18 protein-coding genes are annotated in these 19,388 nt (G+C 65.2%); 15 read left to right on the top strand and 3 right to left on the bottom strand.

Translation table 11 applies throughout. From position 1 onward, the window contains the following. Positions 1-29 precede the first annotated feature (29 nt). The 7 genes from cutA (at position 30) to accC (ending at position 6,272) form a co-directional block, all read left to right on the top strand. The gene (gene cutA / locus C8J98_RS01420) at positions 30-359 is read left to right on the top strand and encodes a divalent-cation tolerance protein CutA (RefSeq protein WP_107910207.1); all 330 of its coding nucleotides are present in this window, start codon (positions 30-32) and stop codon (positions 357-359) included. 72 nt (positions 360-431) lie between these two features. Further along, complete coding sequence (locus C8J98_RS01425) at positions 432-2,687, top strand: protein-disulfide reductase DsbD (protein ID WP_107910209.1); 2,256 nt, start codon at positions 432-434, stop codon at positions 2,685-2,687. Continuing rightward, entirely contained in the window at positions 2,684-3,223 is a 540-nt protein-coding gene (locus tag C8J98_RS01430) for a TlpA disulfide reductase family protein (protein WP_107910211.1), read from the top strand. Before C8J98_RS01425 ends, C8J98_RS01430 begins: the two co-directional genes overlap by 4 nt. Before the next feature lie 11 nt (positions 3,224-3,234). Next, positions 3,235-3,789, top strand: a complete 555-nt coding sequence (locus tag C8J98_RS01435) for a DUF1415 domain-containing protein (RefSeq protein ID WP_107910213.1) — start codon at positions 3,235-3,237, stop codon at positions 3,787-3,789. A gap of 168 nt (positions 3,790-3,957) precedes the next feature. After that, positions 3,958-4,407 (top strand): type II 3-dehydroquinate dehydratase, encoded by a 450-nt coding sequence (aroQ, locus tag C8J98_RS01440; protein WP_063573856.1) that lies wholly within the window; start codon positions 3,958-3,960, stop codon positions 4,405-4,407. A 27-nt stretch (positions 4,408-4,434) separates the two neighbouring features. Further along, the gene (gene accB / locus C8J98_RS01445; RefSeq protein ID WP_107910216.1) at positions 4,435-4,893 is read left to right on the top strand and encodes an acetyl-CoA carboxylase biotin carboxyl carrier protein; all 459 of its coding nucleotides are present in this window, start codon (positions 4,435-4,437) and stop codon (positions 4,891-4,893) included. 11 nt (positions 4,894-4,904) lie between these two features. Beyond that, on the top strand, positions 4,905-6,272 hold the full coding sequence (gene accC / locus C8J98_RS01450; protein WP_107910218.1) for an acetyl-CoA carboxylase biotin carboxylase subunit: 1,368 nt from the start codon (positions 4,905-4,907) through the stop codon (positions 6,270-6,272). A gap of 225 nt (positions 6,273-6,497) precedes the next feature. Here accC and prmA read toward each other — a convergent pair whose 3' ends face one another. Next, the gene (prmA, locus tag C8J98_RS01455; RefSeq protein WP_107910220.1) at positions 6,498-7,397 is read right to left on the bottom strand and encodes a 50S ribosomal protein L11 methyltransferase; all 900 of its coding nucleotides are present in this window, start codon (positions 7,395-7,397) and stop codon (positions 6,498-6,500) included. A 62-nt stretch (positions 7,398-7,459) separates the two neighbouring features. Between prmA and C8J98_RS01460 the strand changes: the two genes are divergently transcribed. The 3 genes from C8J98_RS01460 to purH all read left to right on the top strand — a co-directional run bounded on the left by C8J98_RS01460 (position 7,460) and on the right by purH (position 10,350). After that, positions 7,460-8,263 carry a zinc-ribbon and DUF3426 domain-containing protein gene (locus C8J98_RS01460; protein ID WP_107910222.1) on the top strand — a complete coding sequence of 268 codons (804 nt, stop codon included), beginning with the start codon at positions 7,460-7,462 and terminating at the stop codon, positions 8,261-8,263. Between the two features lie 222 nt (positions 8,264-8,485). After that, entirely contained in the window at positions 8,486-8,719 is a 234-nt protein-coding gene (locus tag C8J98_RS01465; protein ID WP_052767339.1) for a helix-turn-helix domain-containing protein, read from the top strand. A gap of 41 nt (positions 8,720-8,760) precedes the next feature. After that, positions 8,761-10,350: a bifunctional phosphoribosylaminoimidazolecarboxamide formyltransferase/IMP cyclohydrolase gene (gene purH / locus C8J98_RS01470; protein ID WP_107910224.1), complete on the top strand. Its 1,590-nt coding sequence runs from the start codon at positions 8,761-8,763 to the stop codon at positions 10,348-10,350. A gap of 57 nt (positions 10,351-10,407) precedes the next feature. On the opposite strand, the gene C8J98_RS01475 is transcribed toward purH, so the two are convergent. Further along, entirely contained in the window at positions 10,408-11,403 is a 996-nt protein-coding gene (locus C8J98_RS01475; RefSeq protein WP_107910226.1) for a bile acid:sodium symporter family protein, read from the bottom strand. A 106-nt stretch (positions 11,404-11,509) separates the two neighbouring features. On the opposite strand from C8J98_RS01475, the gene C8J98_RS01480 reads away from it, so the two are divergent. Continuing rightward, the gene (locus C8J98_RS01480; RefSeq protein ID WP_233260068.1) at positions 11,510-12,388 is read left to right on the top strand and encodes a LysR family transcriptional regulator; all 879 of its coding nucleotides are present in this window, start codon (positions 11,510-11,512) and stop codon (positions 12,386-12,388) included. A 44-nt stretch (positions 12,389-12,432) separates the two neighbouring features. Then, a complete protein-coding gene (locus C8J98_RS01485) occupies positions 12,433-13,131 on the top strand; it encodes a glutathione S-transferase (protein WP_107910229.1) in 699 nt (232 codons plus the stop codon). 17 nt (positions 13,132-13,148) lie between these two features. Here C8J98_RS01485 and C8J98_RS01490 read toward each other — a convergent pair whose 3' ends face one another. Beyond that, positions 13,149-13,679 carry a DUF2782 domain-containing protein gene (locus C8J98_RS01490; protein ID WP_107910231.1) on the bottom strand — a complete coding sequence of 177 codons (531 nt, stop codon included), beginning with the start codon at positions 13,677-13,679 and terminating at the stop codon, positions 13,149-13,151. A gap of 95 nt (positions 13,680-13,774) precedes the next feature. Here C8J98_RS01490 and polA point away from each other — a divergent pair, with 95 nt between their 5' ends. The 3 genes from polA (at position 13,775) to uvrD (ending at position 19,318) form a co-directional block, all read left to right on the top strand. Continuing rightward, on the top strand, positions 13,775-16,498 hold the full coding sequence (polA, locus tag C8J98_RS01495; RefSeq protein ID WP_107910233.1) for a DNA polymerase I: 2,724 nt from the start codon (positions 13,775-13,777) through the stop codon (positions 16,496-16,498). A 361-nt stretch (positions 16,499-16,859) separates the two neighbouring features. Continuing rightward, positions 16,860-17,078: a hypothetical protein gene (locus tag C8J98_RS01500; protein ID WP_107910235.1), complete on the top strand. Its 219-nt coding sequence runs from the start codon at positions 16,860-16,862 to the stop codon at positions 17,076-17,078. 23 nt (positions 17,079-17,101) lie between these two features. Then, entirely contained in the window at positions 17,102-19,318 is a 2,217-nt protein-coding gene (uvrD, locus tag C8J98_RS01505) for a DNA helicase II (protein WP_107910236.1), read from the top strand. Positions 19,319-19,388 lie beyond the last annotated feature (70 nt).

Raw genomic sequence — 19,388 nt, forward strand, 5'->3', positions numbered from 1 at the left:
AAAAGGCCTGAACAGGCCACAATCGGCCCATGTCCGAACCCATTGCCGTCCTCATTGCCTGCCCTTCGGGCGAACCCGCCGACTCCCTCGCCCGAGCCCTCGTCGAAGCGGGACTGGCTGCCTGCGTGAACCGACTGCCGGGCGTGAGGTCCACCTACCGCTGGAAAGGCGAGATCGTCACCGACGAGGAAGATCTGCTGGTGGCGAAGACGACCCGCGAGGCGTTTGCGGCCGTGGAGCGCTTCGTCCTGGCGCGACATCCTTATGACGTGCCGGAAATCGTTGCCCTCCCCGTCGTGGCCGGGCATGAGCCCTACCTGGCATGGCTGGAGGCTAGCGTCAGCGTCGACGCAAGCTAACCCGGGTTCGCCCGGTCATAATGATCGACGCCCCACGCGCCTCGTCACCGCTCTTGCTCCACGGAGATCACCATGTCGTCGCTTCACCGCCTTGCGCGGAATCTGGTCGCCGCATTCGGCCTGTTGCTCGTTGCCCTGCCCGCGTTCGCACAGAACGATGACGACCTGCTGCCTGTCACCGAGGCGTTCCACCTCACGACAGACGCCAGCCAACCCGGCATGGTCAAGCTGCACTGGCGCATCGCGCCGGACTATTACCTCTACCGTGGCCGGATCAAGATCAAAGCGGCGGATCCTGCCGCAGTGTCGCTGGGCGACCCGACGCTACCGGACGGACTGAAGAAGCACGACGAATACCTTGGCGATGTCGAGATCTATCACGGCGATATCGAAGCCAGCGTGCCATACAAGTTGCTCGCCGCCGGCACCACAACGCTCGCCCTCGACGTGCAGTATCAGGGCTGCCACGAAATCGAGCCGAAGATCTGCTACCCGCCGAATACCGAGCACCTGAAGCTCACCATCGGTGGCGCGTCGACCATTCCGACGGGTCCCGCGCCCGCTGCCGCACCGGCAGTCGGCGCACCCGCGGCGAGCGGTGCCTCGCTGCTCGGTGCCCCCGCCACGGTCCCCGGCACGGACGCAACAGCCCTGCCGGCCGAACAGGCCTTCCGCTTCGAAGCCCTGGTGAAGTCGCACGACGCGCTGCTGCTGCGCTGGACGATGCCGAAGGACTACTACCTTTACCGCGACAAGACCGAGATCACGGTCGCCTCGCCTTCCGGTGTGACGGCCGGTGAGCCGGACTGGCCGAGCGGCGTCGCGCATCACGACGAACACTTCGGCGACACCATCGTCTACTTCGACCAGGTGGAGGTGCCCGTCCCACTGAAGGGCGCGGCGAACGCGAAAACCGCCGAGCTCGACGTCGCCTACCAGGGATGCCTCGAGAACGGCATCTGCTACCCGGTCATGAAGCGCCATATCAGCGTCGACTTCGCGGCGGGCACGGTGAACGTTGCGGCACCGACCGCCTCGGCGCCGGCAGCCGCCGCGGTCAAGGAAGTCGCGCCGACGCCCCCGCCTCCTGGCCTGGTCCCGAAGAGCGAGGCACCGCTCGGCTTCATCGCAGCGATTGGCCTGGCCCTGCTGGGTGGCCTCGTGCTCAACCTGATGCCATGCGTACTGCCCGTGCTGTCGCTGAAGGCGATCACCGTGCTGGAGAGTGGTGAGAGCCAGGGCGCCGCACGCAGGCACGCCCTCTGGTACACCGCCGGCGTGCTGGTGGCCTTCGCCGCACTGGGCGTCATCATCGTCGGCATCCGCGCCGCCGGCCACGGCATCCAATGGGGTGCGCAGTTCCAGCAGCCGCTGGCTATCGGCATCCTCGTCTACGTCATGCTCGCCGTGGGCCTGTCGATGTCCGGCGTCTTCGAGATCGGCGGCTCGCTGGGCAATGTCGGCAGCGGCCTGGCCTCGCGCTCGGGACCGTCGGGCGACTTCTTCACCGGCGTCCTCGCCGTCGTCGTGGCCAGCCCATGCACGGCGCCGTTCATGGGTTCGGCGATCGCGTTCGCGTTCGCCGCCCCTGTAGCCGTAGCCTTCCTGATCTTCCTCGCGCTCGGCCTCGGCCTCGCGCTGCCCTTCCTGCTGATCGGCTTCGTGCCGGCGATAGCCCGCCTGCTGCCGCGTCCCGGCCGCTGGATGGAGACGCTGAAGCAAGCCCTCGCCTTCCCGATGTACCTCACGGCGGTGTGGCTGCTCTGGGTACTGACCAAGCAGCGCGGCGCGGATGCGACGGCGCTGGTGCTGGCCGGCGGCGTGCTGCTTGCCATGGCGCTGTGGTGGTACGGGCGCACCCGCCATCGCAGCGGCGGCTTGTCCTGGCTCTTCACCGCCGTTCTGGCCGTGGGCGCCGTGGCGGCGCTGTGGACCGTGCACGGCCTGCCGGCGCCGACCGCGACCACGGTCGCCACCGACGGCATCGTGCCTTATTCGCCCGCGAAACTCGCCGAACTGCGCGCCGCCGGCACGCCGGTACTGGTCGACATGACGGCGGACTGGTGCATCACCTGCAAGGCTAATGAACACGCCGTGCTCGACACGGATGCGTTCAAGGCCCTGCTCAAGCGCACCGGCACCGTGTACATGCGCGGCGACTGGACCGACGTGAATGCGACGATCGCCGCCTTCCTCGAGCAGTACCACTCCGTGGGCGTGCCGCTTTATGTGGTCTACCCGAAGGGCGGCGGCGACGGACACAAGCTGTCCACCGTGCTCACTTACGACACGGTGCAGCAGGCACTCGAAGCTGCCGCGTCGCCATGACACGCGGCCCGACCTTCTGGATCGTCGTGCTGGCGATCCTTGGAGCGACGGGCGGCTTGTGGGTCGAACATCGGCGCCTGCATCCACCACCGCCACAGGGCGTCACCGTGGCCGATGTCGGCGATCTGCCGCCGGAGGCGAGCTTCGTCACCGTCGAGGGCAAGCCGCGCCAGCTGTCCGACTGGCATGGCAAGCGCGTGCTGATCAACTTCTGGGCCAGCTGGTGCGGACCATGCCGACGCGAGATGCCGCTGCTGGACGCAGCGTACTCGCGACATCGCGACCGGAATGTCGCGGTCCTCGGGCTCGCTGAAGATACGGCGGCCGGGGTTCGCGGCTTTCTCGCCGAACGACCGGTGAGCTACCCCGTGATGCTGGTGGACGCCGATGCGCCCGGTGGCTCGCTTTCTTTCGGCAACACGCGCCGGGTATTGCCCTATAGCGTCCTGATCGGCGAAGACGGGCGTATCCTGCGCCGCAAAGTGGGTACCTTTACCGGTCCCGAACTCGACGAATGGCTTGCCCCCGCACGATGAAGGAAGTTCCCATGGATGGTCTGCCATCCCCCGACGAAGCGATCGACCGGAGCCGCCTCTGGCTCGAGAAAGCGGTGATCGGCCTCAACCTGTGCCCGTTCGCCAAAGCCGTGCACAAGAAAGGCCAGATTCGCTACGTCGTCAGTGCGGCAACACAGCCGCTCGAACTGCTCGACGATCTCAAGCGCGAGCTGGAATATCTGCGCGACGTGAGCGCCGAAACGGTCGACACCACGCTGCTGATCCACCCGGGCGTGCTGGAAGACTTCGAGGATTTCAACGAATTCCTGGAGGTAGCCGACCTTGCCGTCGAAGACCTGGGCCTCGAGGGCGAGATCCAGGTGGCCAGCTTCCACCCCGAATTCCAGTTCGAGGGCACCGGCCCCGGCGACATCACCAACTACACCAACCGCTCGCCCTACCCGACCCTGCACCTGCTGCGCGAGGACAGCATCGACAAGGCCGTGGCCGCCTTCCCGGACGCCTCGAAAATCTTCGAGGCGAACATGGCGACGCTGGATGAGCTCGGTGTCGAGGGCTGGAAGAAGCTGTTTCCCGAGGGATGACCCTGTGGGAGCCGCTTCAGCGGCGATGCTCCTCTCACCATACGGCACAGCATGGAAAGTCGCGATCTCCAGCGATCTACGCCGATCTTCACCGAACTGGACAAGCCGGAGGGACAGGAGCACACTGCGCGGCGTTCCGGAACCCCGGACCCAAGGCACAGGTGAACAGTGGCCAGGATCCTCGTCCTGCACGGACCCAACCTCAATCTGCTCGGCGTGCGCGAACCATCGGTCTACGGGCATGAAACCCTCGCCGACATCAATGTCTCGCTGCAGGCGCGCGCCCAGGCCGCAGGCCACGAACTGAGCTGGTTCCAGTCCAACGCCGAGCACGAACTGATTGCCCGGATCCATCAGGCACGCGACGAAGGCGTGGCCTGGATCCTGATCAACCCGGCCGCATTCACACATACCTCCATCGCCATTCGCGATGCCCTCGCTGGCGTGTCGATCCCGTTCATCGAGATCCACCTGTCCAATCCGCATGCCCGCGAGGCGTTCCGCCACCATTCGTATATGTCCGACCTGGCTGCGGGCGTGATCTGCGGCTTCGGCGGCGACAGTTATCGTCTGGCGCTCGAAGCCGCCCTGCTCCGCCTTGCGGTGCCTGCCGCCTGACCCCCATTCCACCATAAGGTTTGTCCCATGGACCTGCGCAAGATCAAGAAACTCATCGACCTGCTCGAGGAATCGAACCTCGCCGAGCTGGAAATCAAGGAAGGCGAAGAAGTCGTCCGCCTGTCGCGCGTGCCCAAGGGCACCGCACCGCAGATGTACGCCGCGCCGATGCAGGCCGCCCCGGTGGCAGTTGCTCCCGTCGCCGCCGTGGCGGCCGCACCCGCCGCCCCGGTCGAAAGCGGCCTTCCGGCCGGCCACGTAACCAAGGCACCGATGGTCGGCACTTTCTATGCGTCGTCCACGCCGGGCGCTCCGGCGTTCGCCACGGTGGGCAAGCAGGTCAAGGCCGGTGAAACGCTGGGCATCATCGAAGCGATGAAGATGTTCAACCAGATCGAGGCAGACGTCTCGGGTACCGTCGTCGCTGTCCTGGTCGAGAACGGCCAGCCGGTCGAATTCGACGAACCCATGTTCGTCATCGCCTGAGGTCCCACGTCATGCTCGAGAAGGTAGTCATCGCCAACCGCGGCGAAATCGCGCTGCGGGTGTTGCGCGCGTGCCACGCGCTCGGCATCAAGACGGTCGCGGTGCACTCCACCGTGGACCGCAACCTCAAGCACGTCGGCCTTGCCGACGAATCGGTGTGCATCGGCCCGGGTCCCTCGGCCGAGAGCTACCTCAACATTCCGCGCATCATCGCCGCCGCCGAAATCACCGACGCCCAGGCTATCCATCCGGGCTACGGTTTCCTTTCCGAGAACGCGAACTTCGCCGAACAGGTCGAGCAGTCCGGTTTTGTCTTCATCGGCCCCACCGCTGACGTGATCCGCCTGATGGGTGACAAGGTCGAGGCGATTCGTGCGATGAAAGGCGCCGGTGTGCCTTGCGTGCCGGGCTCGGGTGGTCCGCTGGGTGACGATACGGAAGAAAACATCCGCATCGCCCGTGAAATCGGCTACCCGGTCATCATCAAGGCGTCCGGCGGTGGCGGTGGCCGCGGCATGCGCGTCGTGCGCACCGAAGCCCACCTCGCCAATTCCATCGTCATGACCAAGCAGGAGGCCAAAGCGGCTTTCAGCAACGATCAGGTCTACATGGAGAAATTCCTGGAAAATCCACGCCACGTGGAGATCCAGGTGCTTGCCGACGGCCAGGGCAACGCCATTCACCTGGGCGAGCGCGACTGCTCCATGCAGCGTCGTCACCAGAAGGTCGTCGAGGAAGCGCCAGCTCCGGGCATCACGCCGGAAATGCGCGCCGAGATCGGCAAGGTCTGCGTCGACGCCTGCTTGCGTATCGGCTATCGCGGCGCGGGCACCTTTGAATTCCTGTTCGAGGGCGGCCGCTTCTACTTCATCGAGATGAACACCCGTATCCAGGTGGAACATCCGGTGACTGAACTGGTGACCGGCATCGATCTCGTTCGCGAGCAGCTGCTGATCGCCGGTGGCGAGAAGCTGTCGATTCGCCAGGAAGACATCGTGTTCACCGGTCACGCGATCGAGTGCCGCGTCAATGCCGAAGATCCCGATACCTTCATGCCGAGCCCCGGCACGGTGAAGCGTTTCGAGGCCCCGGGTGGCCCGGGCGTGCGCGTCGACACGCACCTGTACGACGGCTATCGCATTCCGCCGAACTACGATTCGATGATCGGCAAGATCATCGTCCACGGTCCCGACCGCGCCACCGCCATCGCGCGCATGCGCATGGCGCTGACCGAGACCGTGATCGAAGGCGTGAAGTGCAATATCCCGCTGCAGCAGCGCATCATGGCCGACGTCGGTTTCCAGCAGGGTGGACAGAACATCCACTACCTGGAAAAGCGCATGGCTGAGCAGAAAGAAACGCCGCCGCCTTCGGCGTGATGTTTCGATAACGGGCCGGAGCCGCACGGTGATGCAACTGTGTGACTCCGGCCTTTGTCGTGACTCATCGCGAGAGTCGGTGATTACATCATCTGCAGGGCTCGGCTTCGCCATCGCATCCGGTTCGTGCGCGCCTCGGCAGGGGAGGCGTCGGCTGGGAGGCCCCTCCCTCAAGGCGCAAGCGCCACCGCGAGAGCGAAGCCGAGCCCAGACCGCGAAGAACTTCTAACCGCGGCGACGTCCGCTGATGCGCACCCAGTCTTCCAGCGTGCGCACTTCGAGATCCTCGAACCACTCCGCATAACGCACGAGGAGCTCCTCGTGCTGACCATGAAGAATGCCCGACAGAGCAAACGGAGCGCCCGGCTTCACGGCAGCCGCGAAAGTCGGCGCAAGTTCGCCGAGCGGCCCCGCAAGGATGTTGGCGACGAGGACGTCGGCAAGTTCCTTCGGCGCCTCGCCCGGCAGATAGACGGCCAGATCGGCGTGCACGCCATTGCGCTCAGCATTGTCGTGCGAGGAAATCAGCGCCTGCGGATCGTTGTCGATGCCGACCGCGCGGGCAGCGCCCAGCTTCAGCGCGGCGATGGCGAGAATGCCCGAGCCGCAGCCGTAGTCGAGCACGAGCTTGTCGGCCATCTGCTGGCTGTCCAGCCACTCCAGGCACATGGCGGTGGTCGGATGGGTGCCAGTACCGAAAGCCAGGCCCGGGTCGAGCCGCACGACGACGATGTCACCCTCGACCGGCGGCTCGATGTTCCACGGATAGACCCATAGGCGGCGGCCGAACGGCATCGGCTTGAACTGATCCATCCAGGCGCGCGTCCAGTCCTGGTCGTCGACGACCCGCCAGGTGATCTGCGCGGGCTCGATGAAGGGCAGGTCGTCGGCAATGGCGGCTGTGAGGCCGCGCTTGTCGGCGTCCGCGTCGAAGAGCGCGTTCAGGACAATCTGGTTCCACAGCGGAAGTTCGCCCACGCCCGGCTCGAAGATGGCCTCTTCATCGGGCGTTTCGGCGTCGGCGTCCTGCAGGGTGATGGACAGCGCGCCCAGGTCTTCGAGGGCGGTTTCGACCCGCGGCTGCTCGGCGGCGCGGATCGTCAGGGAGAGTTCGAGCCAGGGCATCGGGACGGCCATTCGGTGGACGGATCGACGATTCTACCGGTCGCCCACGTTATGATCTAACGATGTATACGCAGTGTCCCGAGTGCCTTACGGTCTACAAACTGGAAGCCGAGCTTCTGGTGCCTGCGTGCGGCTGCGTGCGCTGCGGGCATTGCGAGGCCGTGTTCAACGCCCTCGGCACGCTGGCCGCGCAACTGCCGCCGGAGCCGTTCACGCGGCTGCCCGAGCGGGCACTCGATCAGGAACCTCCCCTCGTCGAGGTGGCGGTGTTCCGACCCCGCCCGATACCGGACGCGCCGGAAGATCCAGGCACCGAGCCGGCGTACGCCGAGGCGCCTGCCGAGGATTTCTCCCAGCTGACGTTCACCCCCAAGTTCGCCAAGGCCCGGCGCCGCTCATGGCAAGGCGCTGTATGGACGGCAGTCTGCATCACGCTGATGCTCGGTCTCGGCGCGCAGCTCGCCTGGGCCAAGCGCGACTCGCTCATCGCCGACCCGACCATCGGGCCTGCCTTGCAGGCCGGATGTTCCGTCGTCGGCTGTCGCTTGCCTCTGGTCGCGGAACCGACGCGCCTGCGACTGATGGCCCGCGACGTCGAACAGCATCCTTCCGTTCGTGACGGGCTGCTCATCACGGCGAGCGTACGAAATGATGCGTCGTTTGCGCAGCCCTACCCCGTCGTTACCATCGTGCTTTCGGATGCCAATGGACAACGCCTGGCCATGCGCCGGTTCGAGCCGACCGACTATGTGGGCGACGCCGGTGTGCGCGCACGCGGGCTGGATGGCGGAGCCACCACGGCGATGGTGTTCGAAGTGCAAGACCCGGGCCAGCGGGCAGTCGCCTTCGCCTTCAGCTTCGACTGACCGTTCGAAAAAATTTCTTTTTACAAGCCTGCACATCACCCTCCGGGACGAGTACACTCGATTCCCTTCGCGACGCTCGACCCCCTTGTAAGGTGTGGCCGTGTCGCAATCCAAGCGACCATACTGAAAGAACCGACCGGGGACTCGTGTCCCGGCCTGCGAGAGGGGAATGCCTTGAACGCTGTGAGACTAACTGCCGGTGAGGCCGCCAACGAGACCTCCATGCAGAGTGCCCTCAGCGAATGCGTCAGCCGTACCGTCCGTCGTTACCTGGCGGACATCGGCGATACCGAAGGCGGCGAAGGTCTCCATGCCCTGGTGATCCGCGAAGTCGAAGGTCCCCTGCTGCGCGAAGTCCTTGCTTTCCACGAAGGCAACCAGAGCCGCGCTGCGGTCGCCCTCGGCATCAATCGTGCCACCCTGCGCAAGAAGCTGGCCGCCCACGGCATTTCCTAAAGGGCCGCTATAATGGAGCGCTTTCCTCCCCGGAAGTGCCCATGCCCACGCCCGATCTCGTTTCCGTCCGCCGCGCGCTTGTCAGCGTTTCCGACAAGCAGGGCCTGACCGAACTCGCCCGCCGCCTCGTCGCGGCCAACGTCGAAATCCTTTCCACGGGCGGTTCCGCGAAAGCACTGCGCGATGCCGGCATCCCGGTGCGCGATGTCGGCGACCTCACCGGCTTCCCCGAGATCATGGACGGCCGCGTGAAGACGCTGCACCCGCGCGTGCATGGCGGCCTGCTCGGCCGCCGCGGCACCGACGACGCCGTGATGGCCGAACATGGCATCGTGCCGATCGACCTGCTCGTGCTGAATCTCTATCCGTTCGAACGCACCGTGGCCGATCCGGCATGCACGCTGGAGAACGCCATCGAGAACATCGACATCGGCGGACCGGCGATGCTGCGCGCCGCGGCGAAGAACTGGAACGATGTCGGCGTGCTTACCGATCCGACGCAGTACGAAGGCGCGCTTTTGGAGATCGAAGGTAAGGGCGGCCTTTCCCGCGCCACGCGCTTCAGGCTCTCGGTGGCGGCCTTCAATCGGGTCTCGAACTACGACGCCGCCATCAGCGATTACCTCTCGGGCGTCACGCTCGATGAGAGCCACACGGCCATCGCCGGACACGCGGAGTTCCCGGAGCAGTCCAACGGTCGCTTCGTGAAGGTGATGGATCTGCGCTACGGCGAGAATCCGCACCAGGCCGGTGCGTTCTATCGCGACCTGTACCCGGCGCCGGGTACCCTGGCGACGTTCCGCCAGTTGCAGGGCAAAGAGCTCTCGTTCAACAACATCGCCGACGCCGATGCGGCCTGGGAATGCGTGCGCCAGTTCGACGCGCCCGCCTGCGTCATCGTCAAGCATGCCAATCCCTGTGGCGTGGCCGTGGCGAGCGATCCCCTGGCCGCCTATGAACTTGCCTACGCCACCGACCCCACCTCGGCCTTTGGCGGCATCATCGCGTTCAACCGCCCGCTGGATGCGGAAACGGCAAAGGTGATTCTCAAGCGGCAGTTCGTCGAGGTCCTGATCGCCCCGGCGGTCGATGCCGGCGCGGTGGAAGAAGCGACGAAGAAGGCCAACGTGCGGGTGCTCGAGATCCCGCCGGGTGATGGCCGCAACACGCACGACATCAAACGCGTCGGCTCCGGCCTGCTGGTGCAGACCGCCGACGATCGCCAGGTACAGCGCGACGAACTCAAGGTCGTCAGCAAGCGCCAGCCTACGCCGGCCGAACTGGACGACCTCCTGTTCGCCTGGCGCGTGGCCAAGATGGTCAAGTCCAACGCCATCGTCTACGCCCGCGACAATCGCACCGTCGGCATCGGCGCCGGACAGATGAGCCGCGTGGTCAGCGCGAAGATCGCCGGCCTCAAGGCCGAGGAAGCGGGCCTTGTGGTGCCGGGTAGCGCCATGGCCTCCGATGCCTTCTTCCCGTTCCGCGACGGTATCGACGCGGCCGCCGCCGCCGGCATTCGCGCGGTGATCCAGCCGGGCGGTTCCATGCGCGACAACGAGGTGATCGCCGCGGCGGATGAGCATGATATGGCGATGGTGTTTACCGGTGTTCGGCATTTCCGCCATTGAGCCAGGAGCATCGCCGCTGAAGCGGCTCCCACAATCGCTGCTTTTGTGGGAGCCGATTTATCGGCGAAGGGTGCTCGCGACCAGCTTCGACTGCGCCTCACGCCGCACCGCATACCGCCGCGCCAGCACCGCACACGTCATCAGCTGGATCTGATGGAACAACATGATCGGCAATACGATCAGCCCCAGCGGATGGCCGGCAAATAGCACCTTCGCCATCGGTACGCCGGACGCCAGGCTCTTCTTCGAGCCACAGAACACGATGGTGATCTCGTCCTCACGTGAGAAGCCAAGTGCCCGGGCGCCGTAACGCGTGGTCAGCAAGGCGCACGCCAGCAACACCACGTTGACGACGACCAGGCCACCGAGCACCGGCAGCGGCAACTGCTTCCACAACCCCTGCAGTACGGCCGCACTGAAGGCCGTGTAGACCACCAGCAGGATCGATCCCCGATCCACGAAGGTCAGCAAGGTGGCGTGCTTGCGCACCCAACCGCCTATCCAGCGCTGCGCGACCTGGCCGGCGACGAAGGGCACGAACAACTGAAGCACGATCGATCCCACCGCATGCCACGACAGGCCGCCCTGCCCCGTGCCGGCGATCATTACCCCGACCAGCAACGGCGTAATGAAGATGCCGAGCATGCTCGATGCGGAAGCCGAAACGATCGCCGCGGGCACATTGCCGCGTGCGATCGAGGTAAACGCGATCGACGACTGCACGGTCGATGGCAACGTGCACAGGAAGAGGATGCCCAGGTAGAGGTCGGGTGACACCAGCGGGGACAACACCGGCTTTAGCAACAGCCCGAGCACCGGAAACAGGACGAAGGTGCTCGCCAGCACGGTGAGGTGCAGCCGCCAGTGGGTCATACCTGCCACGACGGCTTCCCGCGACAGCTTTGCGCCGTGCAGGAAAAACAACAGGGCGATGGCGATATCCGTCAGCCCGGCGAAAGCCTGCGCCGTCACACCACGACAGGGCAGGAAGCTCGCCAGCAATACGGTGGCGATCAGCGAGAGGGTGAAGCCATCGGGCAGGAAGCGGCGCATGAGCGTGACCAGCGGGGGACGGGAGATCGCTATTGCACCCCCTGCCGACTGATAAGACAAATTGTTTTATCTGATCCGGTGATACATTAATCGCATGAATGTCTCGATGCGCCAGCTTCGCGCCTTCCTCGCCGTGGCCAGCCACCGGCATTTCCGTCGTGCCGCGGACGCCCTGCATCTGACCCAGCCCGCGGTGAGCCGCCTGATCGCCGACCTGGAGGCTGAGCTCGACGTGCGGCTGTTCGACCGCAGTACGCGCGAGGTGGTGCCCACCGAGGCCGGGCGCTACCTCGAGCAGGCGGCGTCCCGCGTGCTGGACGAACTGGATGGCGTGCTGGCGCAGGTGCGCACGCAATCCGATCCCCTGCGCGGGCGCGTCCGCATGGCGGCCGTTCCGACGCTCTCCGCCGGCCTCGTGCCTGCATGCATAGCCCATTGCGCGACCGCGCATCCGGCGATCGAGATCCTCCTTCGCGACCAGAGCCAGGCCCAGGTATTGGACGCCGTGCGCGGAGGTGAGGTGGACTTCGGGCTCACCGTGGAACCGGCCACACCGGAAGAGTTCGACGTGGAAACCATCCTGCGCGACCCGTTCAGTGTTGTCTGCCGGGCGGACCATCGGTTCGCGACGAAGCGCCACGTCACCTGGAAGGCCCTCGAGCATGAGTCGCTCATCCTTCTCGACCACGCCTCCGGCTCCCGACGGCTGATCGACACGGCGTTCACCACGCGAAACATCCCGGTGCGCGTGACGCTGGAGGTCGGACATCCCCATACCGCTTTTCGCATGGTGGAGGCCGGGCTCGGCGTGACAGTCACGCCAGCGCTATCGCTCGATGCCCTGCGCCCCGGGCTGGTTGCCGTGAATCTTTCCCCCGAGCTGTACCGTGAGGTCACGCTCATTCGCCGGCGCGCCCGTTCGTTATCGCCGCCTGCGCAGACGGTATGGAACGCCTTTCGCGACATGGCGCTCACGCTGGCTTGAGCGACGTCGACGGATGATGCCCGCCTTCCGACAGGAGGCATGCGATGAGCTATCAGCTGTATTACTGGACAGGCTTGCAGGGACGCGGTGAGTTCGTGCGGTTATGCCTGGAGGACGCAGGCGCTGAGTACACCGATGTCGCGCGCATCGAGGGCGACGAGGTAATGACACCGTTCCTCGATGGCGAACACGAAGGCGCCTTGCCCTTCGCGCCACCGTTCCTCAAGTCCGGCCGACTGATCATCGCGCAAGTGGCCAATATTCTTCACTACCTCGGGCCTCGCCACGGGCTGGTGCCGGAAAGCGAAGCCAGGCGCCTGCATGCGCATCAGCTCGAGCTGACCATCACCGATCTTGTCGCCGAGGTACACGACACGCACCACCCGGTGGCATCGGAGCTTTACTACGAGGATCAGAAAGCGGAGGCAAAGAAGCGCTCGAAGGATTTCCGCGAGAACCGCATTCCCAAGTTCCTCGATTACTTCGAGAAGGCGGTGGAACGCGGTGGCGGCAAGTTCCCGCTGCGCGAGCATTCGTATGTCGACCTCTCGCTTTTCCAGATCATGGCCGGCCTGGAGTACGCCTTTCCCAGGGCCATGGCGAAGCAGAAAGTGCCGCTGCTCCGCGACCTGAAACAGCGTGTCGAGGACCGACCGAAGGTCGCTGCCTATCTGGCGTCGGAGCGACGCATCCCGTTCAACACCTCAGGCATCTTCCGGCATTACCCCGAACTCGATGACTGAGGCTGGATGGCCGCGACTCAGTTCGAGTTGACCGGCTTGGGCGCCGCACCCCACTCGTACACCTTGTAGTACACCGGATCGACCGGCCCGTTCTTGGGGTCATGCAGCTTGCCGTCGGGATCGGCCATGTAGGTCTGCGGGACGCCGTTCTTCGGCGTCACCACGATCATGGTCAGCTTGCCGCCCGAGCGGAATTCCTGGACCTGGTCGTCGCCCTGCTGGCGGATCGTTACCTGGGGCGGCTCCTGGCCGCGCGCGTCGGTGCCACCGTTGTCCTGCATGGAAGGCAACCGGATGGACGACCCCGTCGAGCCCTGGGCGTCGGAGGTGGCTGGCGTGGTGCGGCCGTCCTGAGCCTCGTCGTACGGCACCGGCCGCTCGATCGGCTTCTGCCCCGAGCGGTCCGGCTCGCCTGCCTTGACGCCCGGATCGTTGAGGGCCGGCGGCGGCGGCAACGGCGTCAGCTTCGGATCCGTGGCGGTCTGGGCGGCCACGGGAAGTGCCAGGGCCAGGGCGAGCGCGGCAACGAGGGCGTGCGAGCGGTTCATGGGGAATCTCCGTGCGGGGTGACGAGGATAGCAAGCCGCATGCCGCTTTCCACGTGAACGGACGGTCCGCGTTCGGCCATGAGAGAATCGGAGGTATGCCTACGCTCACGCTCATCGACGGGTCCTCGTACCTGTATCGCGCCTTCCATGCGCTGCCTCCCCTGACCAACGCCTTCGGCGAGCCCACCGGCGCGTTGTTCGGCATCGTCAACATGCTGCGCACGACGACGAAGGCCGGTTCGGACTATGTGGCCTTCGTCTGCGATGCGCCGGGCCGCACCTTCCGCGACGACCTTTACCCCGAGTACAAGGCCAACCGTCCGTCGATGCCGGATGACCTGCGGGCCCAGGTCGACCCGATGATGAAGATTGTCGGTGCGCTCGGCTTTCCTATCCTGTGCGTCCCCGGCGTGGAAGCGGACGACGTCATCGGCACCCTCGCCCGCCAGGCGGCCGAGGAAGGCATTCATACGATCATCTCGACCGGCGACAAGGATTTCGCACAGATGGTTGGCCCGCATACGCTGCTGGTCAACACGATGACCAACACCACGATGGACGTGGATGGCGTCTTCGCCAAGTTCGGCGTGCGGCCCGACCAGATCGTCGATTACCTCACCCTCATGGGTGACAGCATCGACAACGTGCCCGGCGTGGAGAAATGCGGCCCGAAGACCGCAGCCAAATGGCTGGGCGAATACCACAACCTCGAGAACCTCTTCGCCAACGCGGACAGCATCGGTGGCAAGATCGGCGAGAACCTGCGCGCGGCGATACCGCGCCTGCCGCTGTCGCGCGAGCTGGTGACCATCCGTACCGACGTGCCGTTGGAGTACCGTCCCACTGGGCTGGCCATGCGTGAGCGTGATACCGACGCGTTGCGCGAGCTTTACGCGCGGTATGACTTCAAGGCCGCACTGAAGGACCTGGACAACGCGGCGACGACCGCCGCGCCGGTCCCTGTCGCGGCGCCCGCCGCCACGCACACACCGCCGGACGCGTCGCTGTCGGTCGAAGGCGATTACGAACTCATCGTCACCGAAGACCGATTCGCCGCGTGGCTGGAGAAGCTCGAAACCGCACCGCTGATCGCCTTCGATACCGAGACCACCAGCATCGACGCGATGCTCGCCGATATCGTCGGCGTGTCGCTTGCCGTCGAACCGGGCAAGGCAGCCTATATCCCGCTGGGTCACGACTATCCCGGCGCTCCGCTGCAGCTACCGCGCGACCACGTGCTTGGCGCGTTGAAGCCGATCTTCGAGGATGCCTCGCGCCCGAAGGTAGGCCAGCACGGCAAGTACGACATCAACATCCTGTCGCATTACGGCATCGACGTGAAAGGCCTTCTGCACGACACCATGCTCGAGTCGTATATCTACAACGCGACCGCGACGCGCCATGACATGGATTCCCTTGCCACGCGATACCTCGGTTACACCACCATCAAGTACGAACAGGTCGCTGGCAAGGGCGCGAAGCAGATCTCGTTCTCGCAGGTGGACATCGACACGGCATGCCGTTACGCCGCGGAAGACGCCGACGTAACGTTGCGCCTGCACCACGCCCTGTGGCCGAAGCTCGAAGCGGAACCGTCGTTACGCGCGGTCTATACGGACATCGAAATACCGCTGGTTCCCGTGCTGGCAAAGATGGAGCGCACGGGCGTGCTCATCGACGCCCATGTGCTTCGCCTGCAGAGCCAGCAGCTGGGCAAGCGCATGGTGGAGCTGCAACAGCTGGCCCACGCCTCCGCCGGCCATGAGTTCAACCTGGACTCTCCGAAGCAGTTGCAGGCCGTACTGTTCGACGAACTCGGTCTCGCTGCGAAGATCAAGACGCCCACCGGCCAGCCTTCGACCAACGAAGAAGCGCTCGAAGCCATCGCCGAAACCCACGAACTGCCGCGCCTGATCCTCGAGTACCGCGGCCTGGCCAAGCTGCGCTCGACGTATACCGACAAGCTCGCCGGCATCGTCAATCCGCGCACGGGTCGCGTCCATACCAGCTACCACCAGGGCGCCGTCGCGACAGGCCGCATCAGTTCATCGGACCCGAACCTGCAGAACATTCCGGTGCGCACCGAAGAGGGCCGACGCATCCGCCAGGCGTTCATCGCTCCGGAGGGCTGGCGCATCGTCGCCGCCGACTATTCGCAGATCGAACTGCGCATCATGGCCCACCTCTCCAACGACGAAGGCCTGGTGCGGGCGTTCCAGGAAGGTGGCGACGTGCATCGCGCGACGGCCGCGGAAGTCTTCGGCGTGCCTGCCGACGAGGTCACGACCAATCAGCGTCGCGCGGCGAAGGCGATCAACTTCGGCCTGATGTACGGCATGAGCGCGTTCGGCCTGGCCAAGCAGCTCAATGTGGACCGTGGCGAAGCATCCGACTACATGGGCCGCTATTTCTCACGCTACCCGGGCGTGCGTGCCTTCATGGACGCCACGCGTGAGCAGGCCCACCGCGACGGTTATGTCCAGACACTGTTCGGCCGCCGCCTTTACCTCGAGAACCTCAACTCGCGTAACCAGGCCTTTCGCGCTGGTGCCGAGCGCGCGGCCATCAACGCGCCCATGCAGGGCACGGCAGCCGACATCATCAAGCGGGCCATGATCGCCGTCTCGGCGTGGATCGAACCGCGCGACGACGTTCGCATGCTGATGCAGGTGCACGATGAACTGGTCTTCGAAGTCCGCGCCGATGCCGTCGACGAGATACGCGCCGGCATCGAGAAACACATGACGGGGGCGGCCTCGCTCAGCGTGCCCCTTCAGGTCGATATCGGCGTGGGCGCCAACTGGGACGAGGCGCACTAAGCGTGCGCTAAGCGTTTCCGGCCGCACCTGGCCGTCCATACGTAAGTTTTCCGTTTAGTCGACCATGTCGCCTTGCGCCAAGTGATTGAAAAATCGGCCCATGAACGCGGGCTGATTTTTTTTGCGTCGGCGATGCAACTTTGCCGGCTTTTGTCCGTCTATATATTCGGACGCACGCAACGGCGTCCCATCGGTGGGTCTCACCTCCCTGAGGCCCCCTCAAGGTGGACCGGTTCTTCCCCTGGTTCCGGTCTTCCACCCGGCCCCGAGAGCTCCCCTGGCTCTCGGGGTTTTTTTTGCCTACACAACCTGCACATTCACACCCGCATCCTCGGCGCCACTTGGAACGGGAGGAATCACCATGCGCGCAGGTCTCATCGTCGTCGGCGTCATCCTTATCGGCCTTGGCCTGTGGGTCACCCTGGGCAACGGCAGCTACCAGAAGACCGACACGATCGCCTCGATCGGTTCGGCCAAACTCGAGGCCACGCACGACAAGTCGATCCCGCAGTGGGTGGGCATCGCGGGGATCGTCATCGGCGGCATCGTCGCTGTCGCCGGCATCTCCCGGAAGAACTGAGTCCCAGCCGGTACAATGGGGGGATGGATGTTTCCCATCTCCTCGATTCCCTCAACGACGCCCAGCGCGAGGCCGTCAGCGCCCCGCCCGGGCACTATCTGATCCTCGCCGGTGCCGGCTCCGGCAAGACCCGTGTCCTGATCAACCGCATCGGTTGGCTGACCCAGGTCGAGCGGGTACCGCCGTGGGCGATTCTCGCCGTGACCTTTACCAATAAGGCCGCAGGCGAGATGCGCACGCGCCTGGATGGAATCATCCCGGGCGGTACGCAAGGGCTCACCGTCGGCACTTTCCATGGCATCGCCCATCGTCTCCTCCGGCGCCACTGGCGCGAGGCGGGGCTGGTCGAAGGTTTCCAGATCCTCGACTCGGACGACCAGCAGCGGCTGATCAAGCGCATCATCGCCGGCCTTGGCCTGGACGAAGCGCGTTTTCCACCGCGTCAGGCCAGCTGGCAGATCAACAACTGGAAGGACGAAGGCAAGCGCCCGGACGCGATCGAGCATCGCGACCATCCGGTCACGCGCACCTTCGTGGAGATTTACAAGGCCTACGAGCAACAGTGCCAGCGCGCCGGCCTGGTCGACTTCGCCGAGCTGCTGCTGCGTGCGCACGAGCTCTGGCTGAAAGACCCGCAAGTACTCAAGCACTACCAGGATCGCTGGCGCTACCTGCTGATCGACGAGTTCCAGGACACCAACACACTGCAATACGCGTGGATCCGCGTGCTCGCCGGCAGCACCGGCCAGGTCTTCGTGGTCGGTGACGACGACCAGGCCATCTATGGCTGGCGCGGCGCGAAGGTCGAGAACGTGCAGCAGTTCCTCAACGACTTCGCTGGCGCGAAAACCATTCGCCTGGAGCAGAACTATCGCTCCACCTCGACCATCCTCAATGCCGCCAACGCGGTCATCTCGCGCAATGGTGGCCGCCTCGGCAAGCAGCTGTGGACCGATGGCGGCGAAGGCGAGCGCATTGCGCTGTACGCCGCGTATAACGAACAGGACGAAGCACGCTTCGTCATCGAGCGCATTCGCGAGCACATTGCCGAAACCGGTAATGCGCGCGACTGCGCCATCCTTTATCGTTCCAACGCGCAGTCGCGCAACTTCGAAGAACAGCTGATCCAGCGCGACCTGCCTTATCGCGTCTACGGCGGCCTGCGCTTCTTCGAGCGTGCCGAGATCAAGGATGCCCTGGCCTACCTGCGCCTGGCATCGAACCGCCATGACGATGCCGCCTTCGAGCGCGCCGTGAATACGCCACCGCGTGGCATCGGCGATCGCACCCTCGACGAGCTGCGTCGACGCGCGCGTGCCGACAGCAGTTCCATGTGGGAGGCCATGCTGACGGAAGCGTCCATCGGCGGCCTCGCCGGGCGCGCGAAGAATGCGCTCAAGGCTTTCATCGGCCTCGTCGACAACCTTGCACGCACCTTTGGCGGCCACGACCGGCTCGACGGCGACGAATCGCCCACGGCGCTGAGTCTTGCCGAGCAGATCGAGCACGCGATCCTCCACACCGGGCTGCGTGATTTCTACGAAAATGACAAGCGTGGCAATGGCGAGGCACGCGTCGAGAACCTGGACGAACTGGTCAACGTCGCCAGTCGCTTCGAGATGACCCCTGAAGACGTCGACGCCGGCCTCAACGAGCTCTCGGCTTTTCTTTCCCACGCCTCGCTGGAAGCCGGTGAAGGCCAGGGCGAAGCGTGGGACGACTGCGTGCAGCTGATGACGCTGCATTCGGCGAAGGGGCTGGAGTTTCCCATCGTATTCCTCGTCGGCATGGAAGAAGGCCTGTTCCCGAGCCAGCGTTCCACCGAGGAAGACAACCGTCTGGAGGAAGAGCGCCGTCTCGCGTACGTCGGCATCACGCGAGCGCGCGAGCGCCTGTACGTTTCGCACGCCGAGTCGCGACGCATGCACGGCACGGAGATGCTGGCCCGGCCCTCGCGCTTCCTGGGCGAGATCCCGCCGGAGCTGATCGACGAACTGCGCCCCCGCGTGCAGGTATCGCGCCCGGCCTACGCCGACCGTTATTCAGGCGGTGGCGGCGGCAGTTCCCTGGTGGAAGCCTCGCCCATCGCGCTCGGCCAGCGGGTCAGCCACCCCAAGTTCGGCGAAGGCACGGTCGTCAGCGCCGAGGGCGCCGGGGCCCACATGCGCCTGCAGGTGAACTTCGAGGATGCCGGAAGCAAGTGGTTGGTTTACGCTTACGCGAATCTGACCGCGTTGTAAGGGGCTCCAACGCGCCACGCTCCCATCCACGGGAGTGTCGTGGCGTGCCCTGAGAGCGGCGGCGCGAACC

The organism is Luteibacter sp. OK325, from assembly GCF_003050935.1.
In the GTDB taxonomy this organism is placed as follows: domain Bacteria; phylum Pseudomonadota; class Gammaproteobacteria; order Xanthomonadales; family Rhodanobacteraceae; genus Luteibacter.

Coding starts and splice junctions, on each gene's coding strand:
- accB (WP_107910216.1), top strand. CDS start 4,435: ATGGACCTGCGCAAGATCAAGAAACTCATCGACCTGCTCGAGGAATCG.
- prmA (WP_107910220.1), bottom strand. CDS start 7,397: ATGCCCTGGCTCGAACTCTCCCTGACGATCCGCGCCGCCGAGCAGCCG.
- C8J98_RS01480 (WP_233260068.1), top strand. CDS start 11,510: ATGCGCCAGCTTCGCGCCTTCCTCGCCGTGGCCAGCCACCGGCATTTC.
- C8J98_RS01485 (WP_107910229.1), top strand. CDS start 12,433: ATGAGCTATCAGCTGTATTACTGGACAGGCTTGCAGGGACGCGGTGAG.
- purH (WP_107910224.1), top strand. CDS start 8,761: ATGCCCACGCCCGATCTCGTTTCCGTCCGCCGCGCGCTTGTCAGCGTT.
- uvrD (WP_107910236.1), top strand. CDS start 17,102: ATGGATGTTTCCCATCTCCTCGATTCCCTCAACGACGCCCAGCGCGAG.
- polA (WP_107910233.1), top strand. CDS start 13,775: ATGCCTACGCTCACGCTCATCGACGGGTCCTCGTACCTGTATCGCGCC.
- C8J98_RS01490 (WP_107910231.1), bottom strand. CDS start 13,679: ATGAACCGCTCGCACGCCCTCGTTGCCGCGCTCGCCCTGGCCCTGGCA.
- C8J98_RS01500 (WP_107910235.1), top strand. CDS start 16,860: ATGCGCGCAGGTCTCATCGTCGTCGGCGTCATCCTTATCGGCCTTGGC.
- C8J98_RS01425 (WP_107910209.1), top strand. CDS start 432: ATGTCGTCGCTTCACCGCCTTGCGCGGAATCTGGTCGCCGCATTCGGC.
- accC (WP_107910218.1), top strand. CDS start 4,905: ATGCTCGAGAAGGTAGTCATCGCCAACCGCGGCGAAATCGCGCTGCGG.
- C8J98_RS01475 (WP_107910226.1), bottom strand. CDS start 11,403: ATGCGCCGCTTCCTGCCCGATGGCTTCACCCTCTCGCTGATCGCCACC.
- C8J98_RS01465 (WP_052767339.1), top strand. CDS start 8,486: ATGCAGAGTGCCCTCAGCGAATGCGTCAGCCGTACCGTCCGTCGTTAC.
- C8J98_RS01460 (WP_107910222.1), top strand. CDS start 7,460: ATGTATACGCAGTGTCCCGAGTGCCTTACGGTCTACAAACTGGAAGCC.
- C8J98_RS01430 (WP_107910211.1), top strand. CDS start 2,684: ATGACACGCGGCCCGACCTTCTGGATCGTCGTGCTGGCGATCCTTGGA.
- C8J98_RS01435 (WP_107910213.1), top strand. CDS start 3,235: ATGGATGGTCTGCCATCCCCCGACGAAGCGATCGACCGGAGCCGCCTC.
- cutA (WP_107910207.1), top strand. CDS start 30: ATGTCCGAACCCATTGCCGTCCTCATTGCCTGCCCTTCGGGCGAACCC.